Raw genomic sequence first — 22463 nt, 5'->3', positions numbered from 1 at the left:
TATCTGTGCGTGAAAAATTATCTGGCCGCAGCACTCCAATTTTTTGCGCTGTAGCGCACGAAATAAAGGCGGCGTCGGGCAGTATCACTGTGATAAATTTATTTGTCAAACGACTATCCGCTGGTACGACAAAAAATCAGATAACTGAGACTGAAATGAATTGCAGGGGAGGGCCATCAAGATGCGGATGCAGGCAACTTGATGGCGAGTGAGGGTGGTAATTATTTTTTGCGCTTGGGCGAGAGTACCGTAGGCAAGGCCTTGGGCAGGGTGTCAGGATAGTCGCGGCTGAAATGCAGGCCACGGCTTTCGCGACGTGACAGGGCGCTATTGACGATCAGCGAGGCGACTTCCACCAGGTTGCGCAGTTCCAGCAAATTATTCGAGATGCGGAAGTTGGCATAATATTCGTCTATCTCTTCCTTCAATAAACGTATGCGATGCTTGGCGCGTTCCAGGCGTTTGGTGGTGCGTACGATGCCGACATAATTCCACATGAAGCGGCGTAGCTCATCCCAGTTATTGGCGATGACGACTTCTTCATCTGCATCGGATACGCGGCTTTCATCCCAGTCGGGCAGGGCAATCACGCTGGCACGTTCTTGTGATTCTATGTGCTTGGCGGCAGCACGGCCAACCACCAGGCATTCCAGCAAAGAATTGCTGGCCAGACGATTCGCTCCATGCAGGCCGGTGTAGGCTGTTTCACCTACTGCATACAGGCCTGGCAAATCAGTGCGGCCATCGGTATCGGTGACCACGCCGCCACAGGTGAAGTGCACAGCTGGCACCACCGGTATCGCCTGCCTGGTGATGTCTATACCCAGTTCCAGGCAGCGCGCGTAAATGGTTGGAAAGTGTTCCTTGAGGAATTCAGGTGGTTGGTGGCTGATGTCGAGTTCTACATAGTCCAGGCCGCGTTTTTTCATTTCAAAGTCGATGGCACGGGCGACCACATCGCGTGGTGCCAGTTCCATGCGTTGATCGTGACTGGTCATGAAACGCTTGCCGGCTGAGGTGCCGGCTTCGGCTGGCAATTTCAATATACCGCCTTCGCCACGCACTGCTTCGGTAATCAGGAATGACTTGGCGAATGGGTGGTAGAGACAGGTAGGGTGAAACTGTATGAATTCCATATTGCCAACCCGGCAGCCGGCACGCCAGGCCATGGCGATGCCGTCGCCGGTTGCCGTGTCGGGATTGGTGGTGTACAGGTATACCTTGCCGGCACCGCCGGTGGCCATCACGGTATGCTGGGCGGCGAAGGTGTGTACTTCGCCACTTTTGACATCTTGCACATACAGGCCCAGGCAGCGTGGTGTGGGGGAGGTATCACCCAGCTTGGCGGACGTGATGACATCGATTGCATAGTGATGTTCAAACAGACTGACGTTGGGATGGTTGCGCACCTTCTGTTCCAGTGTGACCTGGACCGCGTGACCAGTGGCATCTGCGGCATGTATGATGCGGCGCTGGCTGTGGCCGCCTTCGCGCGTCAGGTGAAAGCCGAGTTCTGCTTCCTCATCGCGTGTGAATGGAACGCCTTGCTCTATCAGCCAGTCTATGGCTTCGCGGCCATGTTCGATAATATACCGGGTGGCACCTTCGTCACATAGTCCGCCACCTGCAATCAGCGTGTCGGAAATATGCTGTTCATGGCTGTCATGGGAATCCAGTACAGCTGCGATGCCACCCTGTGCCCAGTTACTGGCACCGTCGAGTAATTCGCGCTTGGAAATGATGGCGACTTTACGTGTTTGCGCCAGGTGCAGGGCGACAGACAGGCCGGCTAGTCCGCTACCAACAATTGCTACGTCAAAATTCTTCATTATCTGATGTGAATATAGGTGAGTGTCGATGAGTGTAATGATGATCGGGCGATGTCAGTCAGTGTCTGCATGCTGGCTGGCATATCATGCCTGGAACTGAGCTTTTGCCTATAACTTAAAGCCATACTATATGCCTAACAAGGAATACCGTTGCAGTTTGCTGTCTGCATGAAGGGTGGGCGACAGATGCGCTTCCGAGTCTCATTGATTGTAGCGTCTTATTTTCAGGTCTGTCATATTCTAAATCAGGATGAAGCAGCAGGTAGCTTTTCTGCACAGCAAAAACACTCAGCTACCTGATTTTTTGCACAGTGGCTTTACTGCCAGTTCGCTGAAAAAACAAATAAGTAAATCACATTTCGTCAAACTTGGTCAGAAAGCTTGCAAACCGCTTGACACAAGGCTTTGCGGCTTGCTCTAATACCGGATGCAGATTTCCTGCTGGCGGTGATGGATGTGCGAGCAATAAAATAATCGAATACATCATTGCGAAATTCAAATTTTTGTGAGGGGGCTATAAGTGAACAAGACTGAGTTGATCGATCATATTGCTAAAACAGCGGATATCTCTAAAGCGGCTTCGTCGCGTGCGCTGGATGCCCTGATTGGTGCAGTGAAATCGACCTTGAAGAAAAACGGTACAGTAACCCTGGTTGGTTTCGGTACTTTTTCTGTCGGTAAACGTGCCGCCAGAATTGGCCGTAATCCACGTACTGGCGAAGCCATCAAGATCAAATCTGCCAAGGTTCCTAAATTTAAACCTGGCAAAGCATTGAAAGATGCGGTAAACTAATGCTCTTTCGTGGCGCGGTGACTAGCGCCACGGTGTTTGATTGTACGAGTGGGGCGCTTAGCTCAGTTGGTAGAGCGGAGCCCTTACAAGGCTTAGGTCGGGAGTTCGAGCCTCTCAGCGCCCACCACGCAGCAAACATAAAGCAGTAAAAAAGGAGTGGTAGTTCAGTTGGTTAGAATACCGGCCTGTCACGCCGGGGGTCGCGGGTTCGAGCCCCGTCCGCTCCGCCAGAAAATCGAAAAGGCGAACGAAAGTTCGCCTTTTTTTGTATTCGTGAGTGTTTTGTCATACTTAGCCATGTGATCGGTTGAACATGTTTGAATATATTCGTACCCATCAGCGGTTGATGCAATTTCTTTTGCTGCTGATTATTTTCCCTTCCTTTGCATTTTTCGGCATAGAAAGTTATACCCGTTCGCGCGGTGGCGATACTGCTGTGGCGACCGTGGCCGGCACATCCATTACGCAGTTGGAACTGGATCAGGCTACGCGTGACCAGTTGGACCGCCTGCGTCAGATGTATGGCCCGCAGTTTGATTCCAAAATGCTGAGTACGCCAGAAGCCAGGCAAAACATCCTGGATGAGTTAATTGCGCGCAAGGCCATGGCTGCCGAAGTGGTACGCAAAAAGCTCATGATTTCTGATGCGACCCTGCAGCAGACAATCTTGAAGGAATCTGGCCTGACCAAGGCAGACGGTACTTTTGATACTGATCGCTACAAGAGCTTGCTGGCAGCACAGGGTTTGAGCCCAGCCGGGTATGAGCAGCGCCTGCGTCAGGACATGACTCTGCAACAATTGCTGAGCGCCGTGCAGGGCAGTGCTTTCGTGCCTAAAACTGTAACTGCCCGTTTGTCTGCCATCAATGAGCAGGAACGTGAAGTGCAGGCAATGATGCTTAAAACCGATGACTTTGCGTCCCGCGTCAAAGTTACCGATGACATGCTGAAGGCTTACTACGAAAAGAATGCCGCTCAGTATGAAATCCCTGAACAGATCAATGCCGAGTACGTGATCCTGAATAGCGAGGCACTGGCAGCGCAGGTAACGGTATCGGATGCTGACGTGCAGTCTTACTATGAGCAAAACAAGAAGCTGTACGGTACAGACGAACAGCGTCGTGCCAGCCATATCCTGATCGCCGCCGGCAAGGACAGCAGCAGTGCTGACAAAGCCAAGGCGAAAGAAAAAATTGATGGCATTCTGGCGCAACTGCGTAAAAAACCGGAAGATTTTGCCAAGCTGGCCAAGGAAAATTCCCAGGATCCTGGTTCTGCCGAAAAAGGTGGTGACCTGGACTTTTTTGCGCATGGTGCCATGGTCAAACAGTTTGATGAAACGGCATTCAAACTGAAGCAGGGTGAAATCAGTGAACCTGTGCTGACCGATTTTGGTTACCACGTCATCATGGTGACTGGCATTAAGCCAGCAATGATCAAGACGCTGGATGAAGTCAAGCCACAAATTACGGCCGACATCAAAAAGCAGAAGGCAGTCAAGGCCTATAAAGAAGCCGCCGACGCCTTTGGTAATCTGGTCTATGAACAGCCTGACAGCCTGAAACCAGTGGCAGAAAAGCTGAAGCTGAAAATAGAAACCGCGAGTGGCCTGACACGTCAGAGCAAGCCAGGGGTGCCGGCCACAGTGGAAACCAATAACGCCAAGTTTTTGAAAGCGATTTTTGCTGACGACGTAGTCAAGAAAAAACACAACACGGAAGCCGTGGAAGTGGCACCAAATACTTTGATAGCAGGTCGCATTGTCGAATACAAAGCGGCGTCCAGGCGTCCGTTTGAGGAAGTCAAGGCTTCCATCGTCGCCGTCGTCACTCATAAAGAAGCGGCTGCACTGGCTGAAAAAGAAGGTAAGGCAAAACTGGCGGCCTTGAAGGCTGCTGATTCTACCGCCGGATTCACTGAATCGAAAGTGGTGTCGCGTCTGAAAAATCAGGATATTCCCGATGTTGCCTTCGTTGATCTGATGCGTGCGGATACCAGCAAGCTGCCGGCGTTTGTCGGTACCAGCCTGGGCGATAACGGTTATATCGTGTTCCGTATTTCCAAGGTCAGCGCTGGTACGCCTGACCAGGCACGCCGTACTGCAGAAGCACAGCAGCAGGCGAATGTGCTGGCACAGCAAAATCTGTATTCGTATATTGATGTCCTGAAGCAAAAAGCCAAAGTGACAGTGAACAAGGCAGCTTTGACGGCACCTGCACCTACTGCGACGCAATAACATCATGGATAGACGTATTGCGTAGTATTTTTCACGCGTATAAAAAAAGACATCTTCGGGTGTCTTTTTTTTTGTGTTTTATTCAATTGTTACCTATGCTTTCAGGTGTTGCCTTTCACATGCAATTGTCTTTGAATCCGGCAACTTTTGATTTGAATCAATGTAGCCAGGTAGTGCGATTGTTATTCTTGCAGTGTATTTTTATAACAGAGTGAGATCATGACGATAACTAAAGAAAACACATACAACTATCGGGTTGTACGGCAATTTTCTGTCATGGCAGTGGTATGGGGAATAGTCGGCATGCTCGTGGGCGTGGTGATTGCAACTCAGCTTGCCTGGCCAGAATTTCTCGGGGGAATACCATGGCTCAGCTACGGACGTTTGCGTCCCTTGCACACGAATGCCGTGATTTTTGCCTTTGGCGGTTGCGCCTTGTTTGCAACCTCATATTATGTCGTCCAGCGTACCTCGAATGTGCGCCTGTTTTCTGATGGCCTGGCTGAATTCACTTTCTGGGGCTGGCAACTGGTCATCGTTGCGGCAGCCATCAGCCTGCCCATGGGTTACACCCAGGGTAAGGAATATGCCGAACTGGAATGGCCTATTGATATACTGATTGCTGTGGTCTGGATAGCCTATGCCGTGGTCTTCTTTGGCACCCTGGTCAAGCGCAAGATAGAACACATTTATGTGGCCAACTGGTTTTACGGTGCCTTCATCATCGCCGTCGCCATACTGCATATCGTCAACAGCGCTGCCATTCCTGTATCTTTCATGAAATCCTATTCTGCCTATTCGGGCGTGCAGGATGCCATGGTGCAATGGTGGTACGGGCATAATGCGGTGGGTTTCTTCCTGACTGCGGGCTTCCTGGGCATGATGTATTACTTCATCCCGAAACAGATTGAACGTCCTGTCTATTCTTATCGCCTGTCCATCGTCCACTTCTGGGCCCTGATTTTCACTTACATGTGGGCAGGCCCGCATCATTTGCATTACACCGCCTTGCCTGACTGGGCGCAATCCATTGGTATGCTGTTCTCGCTGATTTTGCTGGCTCCGTCATGGGGTGGTATGGTCAACGGCATCATGACACTGTCAGGAGCATGGAGCAAGTTGCGCTCTGATCCTATCCTGCGTTTCCTGATCGTGTCTTTGTCCTTCTACGGCATGTCAACATTTGAAGGCCCGATGATGGCGATCAAAACCGTGAATGCGCTGTCGCACTACACGGACTGGACAGTTGGTCACGTCCACTCTGGTGCGTTGGGCTGGGTGGGTTTCATCACCATCGGCAGTTTGTATTACCTGATTCCACGTCTGTTTGGCCAGACCCAGATGTATAGCAAACGCCTGATAGAAGTGCATTTCTGGGTGGCGACTATCGGTGTGGTTCTGTATATCGCTTCCATGTGGATCGCCGGTGTGATGCAGGGTCTGATGTGGCGTGCCGTGAATGAAGACGGCACCCTGACATATTCCTTTGTCGAAACCGTGAAAGCAACGTATCCCTACTATGTGATACGCATGCTTGGTGGTTTGCTGTATCTGAGCGGTATGCTGGTCATGGCCTACAACGTCACAAAAACGCTCATGGCTGCCAAACCCGTCAACAACGCGATTCCTGCATTGCCTGCTGCTGCGGCCCATGCATAAATCAGAGATAGCAGAGAAATCAAAGGAGAAATTTGATGCGTAATTTTACTCATGATCTGATTGAGCGAAACGTGGGCCTGATGCTGGTGCTGGTGATCCTGACCATCAGTTTTGGCGGCCTGGTGGAAATCGTTCCGCTGTTCTTTCAGAAATCCACCACCCAGCCAGTGCAGGGCATGCAGCCTTACACGCCGCTGCAACTGGTGGGCCGGGATATTTATTTGCGTGAAGGCTGCTATGGCTGCCATTCGCAAATGATACGTCCGTTCCGTGCTGAAACCGAACGCTATGGCCACTATTCCGTTGCGGGCGAGTCGGTCTATGACCATCCCTTCCAATGGGGCAGCAAGCGTACCGGTCCTGATCTGGCACGCGTAGGTGGTCACTATAGCGACAACTGGCACAGAGATCATTTAACCGATCCACGTTCGGTGGTGGTGGAATCGAATATGCCCGCCTATCCCTGGCTGGGCAAGACTCAGCTTGATCCGGCTGCCATCACGCCCAAACTGCAGGCCATGAAAACCCTCGGTGTTCCTTACACCGAAGAGCAGATCAAGGCCGGCCCTGGTGAATTGACCAACAAGACCGAACTGGATGCGCTGATTGCCTATCTGCAAGTACTGGGTACGGCCATCAAGAACAAGAATTGATACAGGGATGCTGAGCCCTTGTCGGTTCAGCCTTTCAGGGAGAAATAACATGAATTTCACAATACTGAGCAGCATAGTGACGGTCATCAGTCTCATCGTTTTCCTGGGGATTATTTACTGGGCCTTCAGCGCCGGTAACAAGGAAAAATTCGAGAAACTGGCACGCTTGCCAATTGATAATGAGGATGGAAATTAGCCATGGCAGACTTTTTTAACGAATGGTGGAGTAAAGGGATCGCCATAATCACTGCTTTGTCCATGCTGGCCTGCGTGTTGCTGTTGTGGTCGCAATCCAAGGTCAAGGTCAAAGTCGGTAGCGATGGCAAGCCCTTGCCGGCAGAAACCACCGGCCATGTCTGGGATGGCGACTTGATGGAGCAAAATAATCCACTGCCAAAATGGTGGATGTGGTTGTTCTACCTGACGGTTATTTACAGTGCAGGCTATCTGGTGGTGTATCCTGGTTTAGGTAATTGGCAGGGTACATTTGGCTGGAGCCAGGCCGGTGCCTATGAGAAGGAAATGAAGGATGGCGAGGCGCAATATGGTCCCATCTTCAACAAATACCTGGCCATGGATATCAAAGAGGTTGCCAAAGATCCTCAAGCCAGGGAAATTGGCCAGCGCCTGTTCCTGAACACCTGTGCGCAATGCCATGGTTCTGATGCCCAGGGTGGTAAGGGGTATCCTAACCTGACTGATACAGACTGGTTGTATGGTGGCGATCCACAGACTATCCTGACTACTATACGTGAAGGTCGTCATGGCCAGATGCCACCTATGGGTGCTGCACTGGGTACTGACGATGATGTGCGTAATGTGGCTAACTATGTGCTGAGCCTGTCAGAATCTGCGCATGACCCGATCAAGGCGGCAATCGGCAAATCCAAGTTTGCGGCCTGTGCAGCCTGCCACGGTAGCAACGGCAAGGGTAACCAGGCTTTGGGTGCGCCTAATCTGACCGACAAGGTCTGGCTGTACGGCGGCGGTATCGATACGGTGATGGAAACCATCAATAAAGGCCGTAACAATCAGATGCCGGCACATAAAACCTTGTTGAGCGATGGCAAGATACATCTGCTGGCTGCCTATGTATGGAGTTTGTCGAATAACGGCGCGACAGCAGCGGTCAGTAGCGCAGATGCTGGGGCTATCCAGCAGATAGCCACTACTTCTGCACCAGTTGCCGCGTCGAATGCCGTAGCTGGATCTGAGGCTGCATCGTCAGCCAGGTAAGGCACCCAATGAGGCACGCAATGAGTCATGCAATGAGCAAGCAGGAAATTGGATAAAAATAGAATCACAATGAAGCACATACCCATCATCCCGGTACCCATAGAAGAAGCCGAACTGGCTCTATTTGAAGAGCGTCGGAAAATTTATCCACGTGCACAGAAAGGTTGGTTTTCTTCCTGGCGCTGGGTGTTGGTATTTTTTACCCAGATCCTGTTTTATGGTACGGCCTGGCTGAGCTGGAATGACAGGCAGGCTGTGCTGTTCGATCTGGTAGCACGTAAATTTTATATTTTTGGCCTGGTGTTGTGGCCGCAAGATTTTATTTACCTGGCTATCTTGCTGGTGATTTCTGCACTGAGTCTGTTTTTGTTTACTGCCATCGCCGGGCGATTGTTTTGCGGGTATGCCTGTCCGCAAACGGTCTATACCGAAATTTTTCTGTGGATAGAGGCGAAGATTGAAGGTGAGCGCAATGCCAGGATCAAGCTGGATGCATCCCCCTTGTCGGCGCGCAAATTCTCACTGAAATTCCTCAAGCATTTTCTGTGGATTACGCTGGCACTATGGACTGGCTTCACCTTTGTCGGTTACTTCACGCCGATTCGTGAACTGGCGATTGGTGTTGGCAATTTCACGCTGGGCCCATGGGAAACTTTCTGGTTCCTGTTTTATGGTTTTGCCACTTACGGCAATGCCGGCTGGATGCGTGAACAGGTCTGCAAATACATGTGTCCTTACGCACGTTTCCAGAGTGCCATGTTTGACAAGGACACTCTGATTGTTACCTACGACACTGCCCGTGGTGATCCACGTGGGTCCAGGAACAAGAAAGTCGATTACAAGGCAGCAGGCTTGGGGGACTGCGTTGATTGCGGCATTTGTGTGCAAGTCTGCCCAACCGGGATTGATATCCGCGACGGATTGCAATATGAATGTATTGCCTGCGGAGCCTGTATTGATGGCTGCGACCAGGTCATGGATAAAATGGGATATGAGCGCGGTCTCATACGTTACACCACTGAACATGCGCTGACCCACAAGCTGGATGACAAGGCCATGTGGAAACGCGTATTTCGCATGCGTACCCTGATTTATGGCGGCATACTGGGCCTGATCATTTTGCTGGCTGCCATTTCGCTGGCATTGCATATGCCCCTGAAAGTGGATGTGCTGCGTGATCGCGGCATGCCGAAAATCACAGAAACAGGCGCGATAGAAAATGTCTACCGCCTGCAAGTGATGAATACCCAGGAATCACCACGTCGCTACAGCATAGAAGTGAAGGGTGCTGCCGGTGCCGTCATCCTGAATAATGCTGATATCGACATGGGCGCAGCGACGACCAAGGCTTTTCCTGTCAGGGTGCGGGTTCCTGCCGGGGTATTGGAAACCGGCTCCAACCGCATACGCTTCATCATCAAAGACCTGGATGCACCGGAAATCAATGTCACCGAAAAAGCTGTATTTATTGTTCCACGATAGGAGAAATTCATGGACGCTGCTTTATTGCCTCCCAAAAAAACACATGACGTCTGGTACAAAGAACCATGGCTGTTGCTGGTGGCTGGCGGACCTGCCATCGTGGTCTGCGCCAGTCTGATTACCGGGTATATCGCCATGCACGGCGCTGATAAGGTCGTCGCCGAAGATTATTACAAGCAGGGTTTGATGATCAACAAAGACATACAGCGCGATGCCAAAGCCAGGGAGTTGCAGCTGCAAGCCACAATCAAGGCAGATTTTTTGACAGGGAAAATACAGTTGCAACTGAGTGGAAAGGGGCGTTTGTCCGATACCATACAGCTGAGTCTGGCCAACGCGGCAACTGGCGGCAATACCGTCAGCGAAGTGATACGACGCCTGCCTTTGCAGCAGATCAGCCCCGGTATGTATGAAGGGGATATGAAAACACTGAGCAATTTTACGGCAGGCTCGGTAAAATTGTTTCATCTCAAACTGGAAACCAGCGACTGGCGCATGACGGGTGACTGGTTTGACCCAGAACAAAAGCCGGTGCAGTTACATGCGTCAAAATAAAGCTGTTTCCCCAAGATCGTAAACAGGTTCTAAAGCTTTATTCTTTATTGACCTTAAGCTGAATAATCACTAGAAGGGGACAGAATTGGAACAACACCATAATAGCCACAACAAACCGCTGCTGCGACCGATGTTGATGATAGTGTTGTGGCCAGCTTTTTTGATGGCTTGTGCTGCGACTGGATTATTTTTCAGTCTGGTAGATCCGATGGAACTGATCGTACTGGACCATCGTTTGCAAATGCACGCGTCAGGTGTGTATACAGTCGGTTTTTTTGCCTTCTGGCTGCTCGGAATTCTGTCTAGTGGTTTGACCGCTTTACTTGTGCAGAAGGCACATTAATCGAGACAACCATGAAAATGAATGAACCAGCCGGTTTTTCTTTGCCAGAGATTCCCGAAGATTTGATACGCCGTTTCGACAAGCTGGGCCCACGATACACTTCTTACCCGACAGCCGACAAGTTTAATGCCGGCTTTAATGCAGAATCCTATATCCGGTATTTAGAGGAACGCAGTCGCCTTGGTACCAAACCGCCACTGTCGCTTTACATTCATATCCCGTTTTGTGCTTCGCTTTGCTATTACTGTGCATGTAACAAGGTAATCACCAAAGATCACGGACGCTCGGCAAAATACCTGGAATATCTGGAAAAAGAATTGAAGCTGGTGACGGCACACCTGCATGACCGCGAAATGCTGAGTCAGTTACACCTTGGTGGCGGCACGCCGACCTTTCTAAGTCACGATGAATTGCGTCACCTGATGCAGATGCTGCGGGCGTATTTTGATTTTGCTGACGATGCCGAGATTTCCATAGAAATCGATCCGCGTACAGTCGATGCGGCGACCCTGCAATTGCTTGCTGACCTGGGTTTTAATCGTACCAGCCTGGGAGTGCAGGATTTTAATCCTGATGTGCAAAAAGCGATACACCGCCTGCAAACATTTGAGCTGGTGGATAACACCGTCCAGGCCAGCAGGGCGGCCGGTTTTCAGTCGATCAATTTTGATTTGATTTATGGCTTGCCGAAACAAAACCTGGGCAGTTTTTCTGAAACACTGGATCAGGTCATTGCCTTGTCGCCAGACCGCATAGCACTCTATAACTATGCGCATTTACCGACCCGTTTCAAGCCGCAGCGCCGTATCGCTGAAGCAGATTTGCCATCTGCCGAGCAACGTCTGCAAATCTTTTTGATGTCCCTGCGCCGCTTGCAGGCAGAAGGCTATGTGTACATCGGACTTGATCATTTTGCCAAGCCGGATGATAGCCTGGCCAGGGCGATGGATGATGGCAGCCTGCACAGAAATTTCCAGGGCTATACCACCCGTGCTGATTGTGACCTGATCGGACTGGGCTTGTCATCAATAGGCAAGATCGGTGCATCCTATGTGCAAAACATGCGTACGCTTGATGCATATTATGCCTGTCTCGACCGTGGCGAATTGCCGGTGGAAAAGGGGATTGATCTGCGCATGGATGATGTGCTGCGTCGTCAAATCATCATGAGCCTGATGTGCAGCAGTACCGTTGATTTTGGCGCGCTGGAACAGCAATACGGTATTTCCTTCCCTGATTATTTTGCGGATGAACTGATGCAACTGGCCGATTATGCGCAGGAAAAAATGATCACTCTCAGTGCCACTGCCATCACTGTCGAAGCCAGGGGGCGCTTGTTTGTGCGTGCCGTCGGCATGGCATTCGATCATTACCTGACACGCCAGACCACGGCCCATTATTCAAAACTGATCTGACATGCTGACTCTGCCCTTGGTGATTGCTGCATTGACTGCCGGAGCACTGGGCGGCATACATTGCGCAGGCATGTGCGGTGGCATATCCATGCTGTTGACACAGGCCGGGCAAAAGCGTGGCAAGGGCGCTGGTAATGATGTCGGCAACGGTGTCGGCAATAAGGTCATTCCGATTACCATGCTGGCGAATGCAGATGTCAAATCTGTGGCTGCGACGAATAACTTGCTGTATCAGGTTTTGTTGCATGGTGGTCGTATTTTCACGTATGGATTGGCTGGTGCGGTACTCGGTGGTATCGGTGCAGCAGGTCTGGTATTCAAGCCATTTATCCCTGTCCAGCAGTTAATGTTTACGATAGGTAATGTGGCATTGATTATTCTTGGCGTACGCCTGCTGGGCCTCATGCCGCACCTGCAGTTCATGCAGCAATGGATGGGGGCGTGGCAGCGTATGCTGAGCCGGCTGACTGCACCTTTAAACAAGGCCGCAGATTATCCGTTCTTAATGGGCATGGGATGGGCTTGTCTGCCCTGTGGCTTGTTGTATGCAGTGGCACCGTTTTCCTTGCTGTCGGGTGATGCCTGGTCGGGGGCTGCCCTGATGCTCCTGTTTGGCCTGAGTGCCTTGCCACACCTGCTGTTCACGCAGGCGGTGTTTCAACGCGCCAGCAAGACGGCCACCATGCGCGCAATCAGACTGGCAGGGGCATGTTTTTTGATTGCTGTAGGTTTGCTGGGCTTGTGGTATTTTGATATGAAAAACATGCCAGCCTTTTTATGTGTGGTGCCGGCAGCATGAATCCTGAAACGGTTCTGGGTGCTTAAGCCTGGATATCGATCAGGGTACCAAGCATCTGATCTGCGGTTTTGATTATCTTGGCAGAAAGATCAAAACCTGCCTTGAATTGGATGGATTGCACGATTTCTGATGCGAGCTCAGTGCCGCTACCATCTTGCGATTCTTGTGACGACAGGCTGGCCCCTTCTTTGCTGATCGTGGTGATGACACCGCCCGCGGGTTGTTCCTGAAAGCTGACTTGCTGCGGCACGAAATTGGCAGTATTGGCATTGGCGACATTATGGCCAGAACTGTCGAGCGCACTGGCATAAGCCTTGAGACCGGAGAGGCCGCTATTGAGTGCTGAAACTGACATGACATTTTCCTGAAGACCAAGCGCGATGCATGGGATTATAGCGGAAACCTGATTTGTACAGACAGGGACAAGCGTTACAAATCGTCAGATGTTGGCACCAAGAACCTGTTTGCGATCTGTAGCGAGCGTGCGTCAGCGGGAGTAAGGGTAACAAAAACGCAGCGCAAAAAGCGGAATGTACTGTAGTACATGAGCATTTTGAGCAGCGCATGAGCCCCGCGTGGACTACGATTGCGCCCGCGCAGTAAGATCGTAAACAGGTTCTAATGGCAATTGAATTTCCAGGCAAGTACCTTCACCAGGCTGGCTCTCAACCTTGAATTCACCCTGCATGGCCTTGACTCTTTCACGCATCCCGACCAGACCGAATGAGCGTGCCTTGCGTGTGTCGTCAGCATCCATTCCCTTGCCATTGTCGCAAATAGTGAAACGCATCAGGTGTGCATTTCTTTCAAATCGGATGTCTACTTCTGTGGCGTCGGCATGTCTGACCACGTTCGTCAATGATTCCTGGATGATGCGGAAAATGGCTGTGCTGCGGGCGTCATCCAGTGCCAGTTGTTCTTCATTCGCCACCAGTTCGCAATGGATGCCGTGGCGGCTGGAGAAATCTTTCTGCAAAGTCTGTAGCGCAAAATACAGGCCGCCTTCGTCCAGCGCGCGCGGGCGCAGGTCGGTCGCGATACGGCGCAGGGTGGTGATGGCGGTCAGTATCAACTGATCCATGCTGCTGACGGTTTTCTGTGATTTACCGGTGAGCATGCTATCTCTTTGCAGCAGCGATAAGTCCATGCGCAATGCGGCCAGCAACTGGCCCAGGTCATCATGTAATTCGCGCGCGATATGCTTGCGTTCTTCTTCGCGTATGCTTTGCAGGGTGGCAGAAAGTTGAGTCAACTCATCATGGTACAAGGCCATTTTTTCCTTGGCGACCTTGCGTTCGCTGATATCACGAAAGATCACGGTGTAATAGCGCCTGCCCACCTCAACCTGGCTGGAGATGGATGCTTCTATCGGGAATTCTTCGCCATTGGCTTTCACGCCAGTGACGTAAAAATCGTCAAAGCTGCCACCCATCCGGCGTCGGGTGGCGCCGGTTTCGCCAAATTTCCTGACATGCTCACCATGCACCTTGCGATGCCGTTCCGGTAGCACGGTATTGAGTGAGATACCCAGCAAATCGCTGACTTCGTAGCCAAACAGCGTGGCTGCAGACGGGTTGGCGAGGATGATGGTCTGGGTGTCGTCAATAGTGATGATGCCGTCTATGGCGGTATCGATCATGCGGCTCAGGCGTTCGCGTTGCAAGTGCAGTTCTTCTGCCGAACGCGCCAGGTTCTGGCTGGTTTCTGCCAGGTTGGTGTAGGGCGTATGGATATTCACCGCGACCATGCCACGATAAATTGCGATCGCCGCAAAAAGTTGAAACACATGGCCAATCACGACAAACAGGTCGCTGCTGTCTGTATACAAGGCAAAGTACACTTCTGAAATCGCCAATAGCATCGCTGCCAGAAACATCGAGGCACGATCTATCTGCAGACGCTGAATGTTTTTTTCGGCATCCTGTTCCTGCTTGACATCGCGATTCAACAGGTAGGCGGTGATGAGATTGATGCCTATCAGTCCCGCTTCACAGGCAATCTTGAATGAAGTCTGGCCCACCGATTCAATATAGGTCAGCGGCAGCAGATCGGAAAAGGCAAACACGGTGTAAGTCCAGCCTGCGGTGGCCAGCAAACCGGCGATCAGTACCAGGTAGGCCTGTAGCGGGCTGACATCCGAATCTTCTGGCGATAATGCCAGGCCCAGCAGGGTGGTAGCGATGAATGAGCGCGACAGTATCCAGAACAGCAGGGATTTGTGCATATCGCTGGCATCCGGGAAACCGGGCATGCCCTGAAAGGACAGTGCATGCATGCAACCCAGTATAGCGGTACAGAGAAAGGCCACTGCCAGGATGACACTGCTTTTTTTGCGGGCACCGCCAAATGCATTCCAGCACACGATAAAGACAGATGTAAATATCACGACTGTGACGGTTTCTAGCAAGGTATGCACGGATAATGGCGCTGCCACCCTGAGATGTGCCAGCTTGCCATGCGCCGCCCACAATAACAGGGATATGAGCAAGAGCAGTGCGGCCATCCAGCGTGCGCGGAAAAACCTGGTGTAATCAGTTGCCATGGAAGAGTGATTCGCTGTGCGTGATCGGTAGCATCGAATCCACTATTTTAAAGCGGAATGCATACCCGATTCTCAAATGAGCTGATTTAATTGTCTGAGGTGTTTGACACCAGTGACGAAAGCCGCATTCCAGTACAGATCAGCTTAGCTCGGTTCTATCGTCTACAGGGTGGCAGGCTTTGCTGCCACCTGTTTGTATGCACTTAGAACCTGTTTGCGATCTGTAGCGAGCGTCAGCGGGGTAAGGGTAACAAAAACGCAGCGCAAAAAGCGGAATGTACTTCAGGTACATGAGCATTTTGAGCAGCACATGAGCCCCGCGTGGACTCCGATTGCGCTCGCGCAGTAAGATCGCAAACAGGTTCTTAGTGTGACATCAGTACGGGAACTGTCATGCTTTCAAGTATGGTTCTGGTGACGCCACCCATGATCATTTCACGGAAGCGTGAATGGCCATAACCACCCATGACCAGCATGTCACTATCTACATCATGTGCCAGCGACAGCAGGGCATTGCCGATATCAGTATTGGTTTTGTGGACAGACACTTCCACCTTGATACCATGTCTTGCCAGGTACAGGGCAATATCGCTGCCCGGCTGTTCACCATGCGCATCAGGGACCGATTTGGAATTGAAGATGGCAACCTGAACCAGCTCGGCACGCTTCAAAAGGGGGATTGCATCGGTGATCGCACGCGTCGCTTCACGACTGGCATCCCAGGCGATCAGCGGACGTTTGGCTACGGAAGTGAAATCACCGACATAGGGAATGATCAGTACCGGCCTGCCTGCATTCATGATCAGGTATTCAGGAAAATCGGGCAGGACAGAGGGAGAGGGTTCGTCACGATTGGTCTGGCCGATGATCACCAGATCGCTGTAGCGTGCCTGCAAGCCTATGCCGCCGCCAGCCTCATCATTGGCGATCATGCTTTCATAAGAATCCAGACCCACCGATTCGGCTTGCCGGTTGAAGTTGGCAACGGCTTTTTCTGCCCGTTCCCGCAGGTATTTGAGGTGTATGGTCAGATTTGGATCATTCGCGCTGATATTGCCATCCTGATAGATGAAACGGGATACCCCGGTGACAGCAGTGCCTATCAGGTGGGCAGCATCACCTTTGGCGATTTCTGCCGCCAGTCGTACGCGAAAATTGGATCGTTCTGACTCGTCTACATGAACCAGTATGGTTTTATATGTCATGTCTGTACTCCTTGATTGAATTATCGTGGAAAAACATCAAGCCATCATCATGGCCGCCGGCACTATGTCTGCCGGCAAACGTAGCATATGTACAATTCAAGCTTATACTAATTTAAGGCAACGGCAACCTCTTTGGTCCATTGCGGCAATAAATTCTTGCCAACCAGGGCGGACACCTTTTCGCTGACTTTTTCTTTGATGCGTGATTTGGCGGGCGGCAGGCGGCGCAGGGTTTTCAGTGCATGGATGTCCAGCAACGCGATCTGGCGCTGGTCTACACTGATCAGGCCCAGTTCATTGAAGGCAGACAGGGTGCGGCTGACGGTTTCCAGTGTCAGACCCAGATAGCTGCCAATTTCATGCCTGGTCATGCGCAGGTTGAATGATTTGCCGGAATAGCCGAGCAGGCTGAAGCGTTCACCCAGATTGGTCAGGAAACGTGCCACCTTGGCTTCAGCACTGAGGGCGCTGAGCATGCCTATCATCAATTGTTCACGCACCAGTTCGCGGCTCATGACGCTGAACATGGCTTGTTCCAGTTCGGCATAGCAACGGCCCAGGGCAGAAAAAGTTTTGTAAGGTAGCAAGATGATGTCGCAGTCAGACAGTGCCACTGCTTCGGACGCATGATGCAGGTTATGGATGCCGTCGATGCCGAGCAAATCACCTTTCATGGGGAAACTCAACACCTGTTCATTGCCGTATTCATCGATCAGAACAGTTTTCAGAAAGCCGGAATTGACGATGTACAGGGTTTCAAAATCCTGGCCTATGGTATGCACTCTTTGGCCAGCCTTGAAGCGTACATGCTGGAACAATTGTTCTTCATCGGCAGATGCGGCTGGTGCGGGGATGCGCAAGAGCTCGCAGACTTCCTGCAGGTTCGACCAAAGGTTACCATGGCAGCGCCAGCCTGCTTCACCGGCAACGGATGGGAATGCTCTTTTGGCAGCTGTCGATGACAGGCTGGCTTTGCCGCTTGTGAATGCTACTGTAGTCATGGTAATCCCCTTAAGGTAAACGACATTAATTGATTTGATGATTTGAATTCGGTTGCTGCCAGCGCAGCAGATACTCTTGAAGCAGGCCAAAATCGGTAGATTTATCGAGAAAGCCATCAGCACCGGCACGCATTGCATGTACACGGTTGTCTTCGGTTGCATGATTGGTCAGCACCACAACTTTAATTTCTGGATTGCTTTGCTTGATGTTCTTGAGTAGCTGCAAGCCATTGCCATCGGTCAGTTGGATATCGAGAATCATGGCATCCGCATGTTCATCCAGAATGCCCTGCATGGCGTGACTGATATCGCCGGCTACCCCGACCACATGCATGCCTGGCACTTCTTCTATGAATCGGATAAGGCGTTGTTGAATCAGGGCCGAATCTTCTACGATGTACAGGTTCATGATGTGGAGTTAAGTGGTTAGTGCTACTGTGTTTGCTTAGCCTCTATTATCGTGAACATGAAGCTTGATTTAAATCAGCCAATGCTGATTCGGAGTGTCAGATTTACAGCCTGACATGTAGGAATATTCCTAGTGGACTGTAACAATTGAAAACAGAGTGCCTTCCGCTTGCGCGACGACCATGGCTGCGTTGCAAATGCTCGCGATAGTTCACTATCGCTGTGCTTTGCTTCTTGCCCTGATCGCCGGGCAAGCGTCTTTCACTTCTGTTTCAAAGTTACAGTCCACTAGTCCGGAATGAGGGAGAGAGGGAAAGGCTGGATGGAAGAGGGTATGGCGAGGGAAAGCGCAGCCCTGGCTGCGCGAGGATATTCAGGCTTGTGGTTGCAGCAGGTGATGTGCTACTGCATATTGCACTAGGTCAGACAGATTATTCATGTTCATTTTTTGCATGATTCTGGTCTTGTGGGTGCTGACGGTTTTGACACTTAAATGCAGGAGGTCAGCAATTTCAGTAATCGACTTGCCCTTGACCAGGTGGCTGAACACTTCAAATTCACGGTCAGACAGGCTGGTATGTGGCTGGCTGTCATCGGCAGGCATGGCGCTCATGGCCAGTTGTTCGGCCACTTCTATACTGATATAGGGACGGCCTGACGCTACTTTGCGCAGGGCAGTAACCAGTTGCGTGCCTGCGCTTTCCTTGGTCAGGTAACCACGTGCACCGGCGCGTATGGCCCTTACTGCATACTGTTCTTCTTCATGCATGGTCAGTATCAGTATCGGCAGTTTCGGGTATTCGTCCTTGATCTGGCGTATCAGATCCACACCGCTGCGGCCTGGCATGGACAAATCCATCAGCAAGACATCAAATTCCAGGCTGCGGACTTTTTCCAGGGTATCAAATCCATCAATGGCTTCGCCGATGACCTGTATATCTTCTATCCCTTCCAGTATGCGCTTCAAGCCCTCGCGCATGATGGTATGGTCGTCGGCAATCAGAATGCGGGTCATCGTTTGTGTACAAGGCGTTAGTCATGGTGAAACTTGCCCGGTGTTGTGCCACGGCAAGGTGAAACGCTATTGTACTGCAAGCGCCCGCTGGCGCGTGCGCAGTGATGATCAATCCGTGATGGCGGATCAGTGATGCTTGATACGGTGCACCAGTACCGGAATCAGGCACAGGGACAATACTTTGGTGGTGACACTGCCGAGTAGGAACTGGCCCAGGCCGCTTCTGCCATGCGAACCCATGAAGATCAGGTCGCAACCATACTCTTGTGCGGTATGAACAATTTCCTTGGCGGTAGAGTCGTTGAACTGTATGACTTCCTGATAGGCGAGCCCGGCAGCCGCAGCGGCTTCCCTGACTGGTTGCAGATAGCTTTCGGCCATGGCCCGCATGGCTGCCTTGTATTCATCTTCAGTCGGACCATTGGGGGGCACGATATCGACATACAGTGGATATTGATAATTGCTGGCAACAAACACAGCGATGACTTCCGCTTTCAATTGCAGCGCAAATTCCAGTCCGGCAGTGACACAGGCGTGTGACAGTTCGGAACCATCGGTGGGTAACAAGATTCTGGAGTACATATCCTGTGCCTTTCATCGTTGAGCTTGAGATTAGTGGACTGTTACAACACTCCACTAATAGTGCATCTTGATTGTTGCACCGGCTTTGATTTCAAACAAGGGATTTGATGAATTATTCAGCACGCATTGGGCACTCAAGGGCTCAGATCGTTGATGCCTGGCTAGGGCAACACGCCCTGGATCAGTGCCTGCAATAAGGGTGTCAGCTCTGATGAATTGCTCCATGTTAACTGGAGATCATTGCATTCGTGCCAGAGTGCAAATTCGCGCAGGGTTTTGGCCAGGTCCGTTGCCAGGCTTTGCGAAACGCGCACACCCGGTTCCAGATGCAGGGCCTTGACTTCCAGTATGCCTTGCTTGCGATGGGCCTTGGCGTCCATGCGCCCGATCAAGACGCCGCGGCGCAAGATGGGCAGGGTGAAATAGCCATAGCGCCGTTTCGGCGCTGGTGTATAGCATTCAAGTTTATAGTCAAAGTCAAACAGGTCTATGGCGCGTTTCCTGTCCCAGACCACCGGGTCGAACGGTGACAGAATACGGGTTGTCGTGGCTTTCAGCTTGTTCTCGCTGGCCCGTTCCAGTAAATCCCGGCGATCCGGATGCACATAAAACAGGGCATCGTGTTGATCGACTGTGACCGGTATCAGCAAACCTTCCCTGACCAGTTGCGCAGGCTGATTGTTGATATCAGGTTTACCCATGCGGAAATAATCGCTGATCCAGTTTGCCTTGCAGATACCCAGCGCACGGACTGATTGCAAGATTTGCGTGCGCTCGCAATGCAGGATGGGCTTCAGATGTTTTTTGTCATTCCATTTGGGATGCACGCGTTCACGCAAGTCATAAATGCGCTGGAAATTATGGCGTTTGGCGACCATCACTTCGCCAGTGGTGAACAAGACTTCGAGCGAGCGTTTTTCTGGCTTCCATTCCCACCAGCCACCACTTTTGCCGTCGGTACGTTCAAAATCTGCCGAGCGGCTGGCACCATTTGCATGGATATGTTGGCGCACGGTGTCAACCTGCACAGCATTTTCTTTCAGCCACTTGTGATTGTATTTCCAGCCCAGGCCCTGTGGCGACACCATCTGGTGGCGATACAGGCCATAGTCTTCTATCGGCAAAAAGCAGGCTTCATGCGACCAGTATTCAAATAGATGGCCTTCTTCCAGCAATTCGTGCAGCCATGCATGCGGATAGTTTCCCAAGCGGCTCCACAGCACCAGATAGGGGCTGCGCGCCACTACGCTGATGGTGTCGATCTGCAGGGCAGACATATTGCGTATGCAGGCCAGCACATCCAGTTTGCCAGCTTTGCGCAGCGCAGGATTCAACAAGCCCTGTGCCGCCAGATGCAGGGCGCGAGCGGAACTGAGTGTCAGATGGAAATCAGTTGCGCTCATAAAGTCATTGCCGTAAAAAAATAACTGGGGGTAGGAGGCAGGGGCGGGGGTTCGAATTCCCCCGCAGATCAGAAGTGCTTCAAACCGATGGCTGCCCTGACTTCATCGGTAGTTTGCGCGGCGATTTCACGTGCCTTGCGTGTACCTTCTTTCAGGATTTGTAAAACCTGACCACGGTCTTTGGCAAATTCTTCGCGGCGTTCGCGAATAGGTTTCAGCAAATCCTGCAAGATACCTTCCAGGCGCGCCTTGACGATGCTGTCACCCAGGCCGCCCCGCACGTAATGGTCTTTCATTTCCTGCAGGCCGGCTTTATCTTCGTCGAAGGCATCCAGGTAGATAAAGGCGACATTGCCTTCCAGATGGCCAGGGTCGGCCACACGCAGATGCAACGGGTCGGTGTAGACATTGCGCACTGCTGCCTTGATTTCGGCGGGCGTGAAACTGAGGTTGATGACATTGCCCAGTGACTTGCTCATCTTGGCCTTGCCATCGACGCCGGGCAGGCGGCCAATTTCAGGCACCAGAGCCTGGCATTCCACCAGGATATCTTTATTTGCCAGACGGTTGAAGCGACGCACGATTTCATTGGTCTGCTCTATCATCGGTATCTGGTCTTCACCCACTGGTACCAGGCTGGCCTTGAAGGCTGTGATATCGGATGCCTGGCTGACCGGGTAGGTCAAAAAGCCGGCAGGGATGTCACGCTCGAAATTGCGCAAGACGATCTCTTGCTTGATGGTGGGGTTACGTTCCAGGCGGGCTACGGTGACCAGGTTCAGGTAATAGAAGGTCAGTTCTGTCAGTTCAGGAATTTGTGACTGTATCAGTATCGTCGACTTGGCAGGGTCTATGCCGACGGCCAGGTAATCAAGCGCCACCTCCATGACATTGTCATGCACCTTGGCCGGGTTTTCCATATTGTCGGTCAATGCCTGGGCATCGGCCAGCATGATGTACTGTTCATACTGATGCTGGAATTTGACGCGGTTGCGCAGGCTGCCGACAAAATGGCCGAGGTGCAAGGGGCCGGTAGGGCGATCGCCAGTCAATATCAGGTGTTTTTTGTTTTCGGTACCAGGGAGCATGCTAAATCCAGTTGGGTAATACGGTGAAAGTGCTGACAGAACCTGGAGTATACGTAAAAAATGCCGCTGCGTTATGAGCTATGAGCGGCATGACGGATATCAAGGCGTGTTCTATGGCTATGATGCCGTTTTCAGGCTGGATGTGTCAAGTTTGACCAGATTTGCAGGCTTCCCCAGCTTGATCTATCCGATATTTTGCCTTAATTCACTTAAAACTAT

Annotated in this window: 21 protein-coding genes and 2 tRNA genes; 13 read left to right on the top strand and 10 right to left on the bottom strand. The window is 51.5% G+C overall.

The window, feature by feature from the left end; genetic code table 11:
* Window positions 1-221: 221 nt before the first annotated feature.
* The gene (gene nadB, locus ACO0LM_RS08895; protein ID WP_423036235.1) at window positions 222-1829 is read right to left on the bottom strand and encodes an L-aspartate oxidase; all 1608 of its coding nucleotides are present in this window, start codon (window positions 1827-1829) and stop codon (window positions 222-224) included.
* Between the two features lie 520 nt (window positions 1830-2349).
* Between nadB and ACO0LM_RS08890 the strand changes: the two genes are divergently transcribed.
* The 13 genes from ACO0LM_RS08890 (at window position 2350) to ACO0LM_RS08830 (ending at window position 13000) form a co-directional block, all read left to right on the top strand.
* Window positions 2350-2622 (top strand): HU family DNA-binding protein, encoded by a 273-nt coding sequence (locus ACO0LM_RS08890; RefSeq protein WP_422980746.1) that lies wholly within the window; start codon window positions 2350-2352, stop codon window positions 2620-2622.
* A gap of 51 nt (window positions 2623-2673) precedes the next feature.
* Window positions 2674-2749, top strand: a tRNA-Val gene (locus tag ACO0LM_RS08885).
* A 26-nt stretch (window positions 2750-2775) separates the two neighbouring features.
* A tRNA-Asp gene (locus tag ACO0LM_RS08880) sits at window positions 2776-2852 on the top strand.
* Window positions 2853-2935: 83 nt separating this feature from the next.
* Entirely contained in the window at window positions 2936-4858 is a 1923-nt protein-coding gene (locus ACO0LM_RS08875; RefSeq protein ID WP_423036233.1) for a SurA N-terminal domain-containing protein, read from the top strand.
* 219 nt (window positions 4859-5077) lie between these two features.
* On the top strand, window positions 5078-6517 hold the full coding sequence (gene ccoN, locus ACO0LM_RS08870) for a cytochrome-c oxidase, cbb3-type subunit I (protein WP_423036231.1): 1440 nt from the start codon (window positions 5078-5080) through the stop codon (window positions 6515-6517).
* A gap of 35 nt (window positions 6518-6552) precedes the next feature.
* Window positions 6553-7170: a cytochrome-c oxidase, cbb3-type subunit II gene (gene ccoO, locus ACO0LM_RS08865; RefSeq protein WP_423036229.1), complete on the top strand. Its 618-nt coding sequence runs from the start codon at window positions 6553-6555 to the stop codon at window positions 7168-7170.
* A gap of 49 nt (window positions 7171-7219) precedes the next feature.
* Window positions 7220-7366, top strand: a complete 147-nt coding sequence (locus ACO0LM_RS08860) for a cbb3-type cytochrome oxidase subunit 3 (RefSeq protein WP_423036227.1) — start codon at window positions 7220-7222, stop codon at window positions 7364-7366.
* Window positions 7367-7368: 2 nt separating this feature from the next.
* On the top strand, window positions 7369-8406 hold the full coding sequence (gene ccoP, locus ACO0LM_RS08855) for a cytochrome-c oxidase, cbb3-type subunit III (RefSeq protein WP_423036225.1): 1038 nt from the start codon (window positions 7369-7371) through the stop codon (window positions 8404-8406).
* A 69-nt stretch (window positions 8407-8475) separates the two neighbouring features.
* On the top strand, window positions 8476-9888 hold the full coding sequence (gene ccoG, locus ACO0LM_RS08850; RefSeq protein ID WP_423036223.1) for a cytochrome c oxidase accessory protein CcoG: 1413 nt from the start codon (window positions 8476-8478) through the stop codon (window positions 9886-9888).
* 9 nt (window positions 9889-9897) lie between these two features.
* On the top strand, window positions 9898-10443 hold the full coding sequence (locus ACO0LM_RS08845) for a FixH family protein (protein ID WP_423036221.1): 546 nt from the start codon (window positions 9898-9900) through the stop codon (window positions 10441-10443).
* A gap of 85 nt (window positions 10444-10528) precedes the next feature.
* Window positions 10529-10786, top strand: a complete 258-nt coding sequence (locus ACO0LM_RS08840) for a hypothetical protein (RefSeq protein ID WP_423036219.1) — start codon at window positions 10529-10531, stop codon at window positions 10784-10786.
* Window positions 10787-10797: 11 nt separating this feature from the next.
* Window positions 10798-12201 carry an oxygen-independent coproporphyrinogen III oxidase gene (gene hemN, locus ACO0LM_RS08835; RefSeq protein WP_423036217.1) on the top strand — a complete coding sequence of 468 codons (1404 nt, stop codon included), beginning with the start codon at window positions 10798-10800 and terminating at the stop codon, window positions 12199-12201.
* 1 nt (window position 12202) lies between these two features.
* On the top strand, window positions 12203-13000 hold the full coding sequence (locus tag ACO0LM_RS08830; protein WP_423036215.1) for a sulfite exporter TauE/SafE family protein: 798 nt from the start codon (window positions 12203-12205) through the stop codon (window positions 12998-13000).
* A gap of 22 nt (window positions 13001-13022) precedes the next feature.
* Here ACO0LM_RS08830 and ACO0LM_RS08825 read toward each other — a convergent pair whose 3' ends face one another.
* The 9 genes from ACO0LM_RS08825 to trpS all read right to left on the bottom strand — a co-directional run bounded on the left by ACO0LM_RS08825 (window position 13023) and on the right by trpS (window position 22244).
* Window positions 13023-13355: a flagellar basal body rod C-terminal domain-containing protein gene (locus tag ACO0LM_RS08825; protein ID WP_423036213.1), complete on the bottom strand. Its 333-nt coding sequence runs from the start codon at window positions 13353-13355 to the stop codon at window positions 13023-13025.
* A 225-nt stretch (window positions 13356-13580) separates the two neighbouring features.
* On the bottom strand, window positions 13581-15542 hold the full coding sequence (locus ACO0LM_RS08820; protein WP_423036211.1) for an MASE3 domain-containing protein: 1962 nt from the start codon (window positions 15540-15542) through the stop codon (window positions 13581-13583).
* Between the two features lie 365 nt (window positions 15543-15907).
* Window positions 15908-16747, bottom strand: coding sequence for a universal stress protein (locus tag ACO0LM_RS08815; protein WP_423036209.1), 840 nt, complete (start codon window positions 16745-16747; stop codon window positions 15908-15910).
* A gap of 107 nt (window positions 16748-16854) precedes the next feature.
* Complete coding sequence (locus ACO0LM_RS08810; RefSeq protein ID WP_423036207.1) at window positions 16855-17748, bottom strand: helix-turn-helix domain-containing protein; 894 nt, start codon at window positions 17746-17748, stop codon at window positions 16855-16857.
* 25 nt (window positions 17749-17773) lie between these two features.
* Window positions 17774-18157: a response regulator gene (locus ACO0LM_RS08805; protein WP_423036205.1), complete on the bottom strand. Its 384-nt coding sequence runs from the start codon at window positions 18155-18157 to the stop codon at window positions 17774-17776.
* Window positions 18158-18529: 372 nt separating this feature from the next.
* On the bottom strand, window positions 18530-19171 hold the full coding sequence (locus ACO0LM_RS08800; protein WP_423036203.1) for a response regulator: 642 nt from the start codon (window positions 19169-19171) through the stop codon (window positions 18530-18532).
* 126 nt (window positions 19172-19297) lie between these two features.
* Window positions 19298-19753: a universal stress protein gene (locus tag ACO0LM_RS08795; RefSeq protein WP_423036201.1), complete on the bottom strand. Its 456-nt coding sequence runs from the start codon at window positions 19751-19753 to the stop codon at window positions 19298-19300.
* A gap of 161 nt (window positions 19754-19914) precedes the next feature.
* Window positions 19915-21156: a winged helix-turn-helix domain-containing protein gene (locus tag ACO0LM_RS08790; RefSeq protein ID WP_423036199.1), complete on the bottom strand. Its 1242-nt coding sequence runs from the start codon at window positions 21154-21156 to the stop codon at window positions 19915-19917.
* 68 nt (window positions 21157-21224) lie between these two features.
* Window positions 21225-22244, bottom strand: coding sequence for a tryptophan--tRNA ligase (gene trpS / locus ACO0LM_RS08785; protein WP_423036197.1), 1020 nt, complete (start codon window positions 22242-22244; stop codon window positions 21225-21227).
* Window positions 22245-22463 lie beyond the last annotated feature (219 nt).

It is taken from the genome of Undibacterium sp. Di26W (assembly GCF_049340265.1).
GTDB lineage: Bacteria > Pseudomonadota > Gammaproteobacteria > Burkholderiales > Burkholderiaceae_D > Undibacterium.
Note: the sequence above shows the minus strand (reverse complement) of the source record. Positions and strands in the feature narration are given on the sequence as shown.

Coding starts and splice junctions, on each gene's coding strand:
- nadB (WP_423036235.1), bottom strand. CDS start 1,829: ATGAAGAATTTTGACGTAGCAATTGTTGGTAGCGGACTAGCCGGCCTG.
- ACO0LM_RS08875 (WP_423036233.1), top strand. CDS start 2,936: ATGTTTGAATATATTCGTACCCATCAGCGGTTGATGCAATTTCTTTTG.
- ccoN (WP_423036231.1), top strand. CDS start 5,078: ATGACGATAACTAAAGAAAACACATACAACTATCGGGTTGTACGGCAA.
- ccoO (WP_423036229.1), top strand. CDS start 6,553: ATGCGTAATTTTACTCATGATCTGATTGAGCGAAACGTGGGCCTGATG.
- ACO0LM_RS08860 (WP_423036227.1), top strand. CDS start 7,220: ATGAATTTCACAATACTGAGCAGCATAGTGACGGTCATCAGTCTCATC.
- ccoP (WP_423036225.1), top strand. CDS start 7,369: ATGGCAGACTTTTTTAACGAATGGTGGAGTAAAGGGATCGCCATAATC.
- ccoG (WP_423036223.1), top strand. CDS start 8,476: ATGAAGCACATACCCATCATCCCGGTACCCATAGAAGAAGCCGAACTG.
- ACO0LM_RS08845 (WP_423036221.1), top strand. CDS start 9,898: ATGGACGCTGCTTTATTGCCTCCCAAAAAAACACATGACGTCTGGTAC.
- hemN (WP_423036217.1), top strand. CDS start 10,798: ATGAAAATGAATGAACCAGCCGGTTTTTCTTTGCCAGAGATTCCCGAA.
- ACO0LM_RS08830 (WP_423036215.1), top strand. CDS start 12,203: ATGCTGACTCTGCCCTTGGTGATTGCTGCATTGACTGCCGGAGCACTG.
- ACO0LM_RS08825 (WP_423036213.1), bottom strand. CDS start 13,355: ATGTCAGTTTCAGCACTCAATAGCGGCCTCTCCGGTCTCAAGGCTTAT.
- ACO0LM_RS08820 (WP_423036211.1), bottom strand. CDS start 15,542: ATGGCAACTGATTACACCAGGTTTTTCCGCGCACGCTGGATGGCCGCA.
- ACO0LM_RS08815 (WP_423036209.1), bottom strand. CDS start 16,747: ATGACATATAAAACCATACTGGTTCATGTAGACGAGTCAGAACGATCC.
- ACO0LM_RS08810 (WP_423036207.1), bottom strand. CDS start 17,748: ATGACTACAGTAGCATTCACAAGCGGCAAAGCCAGCCTGTCATCGACA.
- ACO0LM_RS08805 (WP_423036205.1), bottom strand. CDS start 18,157: ATGAACCTGTACATCGTAGAAGATTCGGCCCTGATTCAACAACGCCTT.
- ACO0LM_RS08800 (WP_423036203.1), bottom strand. CDS start 19,171: ATGACCCGCATTCTGATTGCCGACGACCATACCATCATGCGCGAGGGC.
- ACO0LM_RS08795 (WP_423036201.1), bottom strand. CDS start 19,753: ATGTACTCCAGAATCTTGTTACCCACCGATGGTTCCGAACTGTCACAC.
- ACO0LM_RS08790 (WP_423036199.1), bottom strand. CDS start 21,156: ATGAGCGCAACTGATTTCCATCTGACACTCAGTTCCGCTCGCGCCCTG.
- trpS (WP_423036197.1), bottom strand. CDS start 22,244: ATGCTCCCTGGTACCGAAAACAAAAAACACCTGATATTGACTGGCGAT.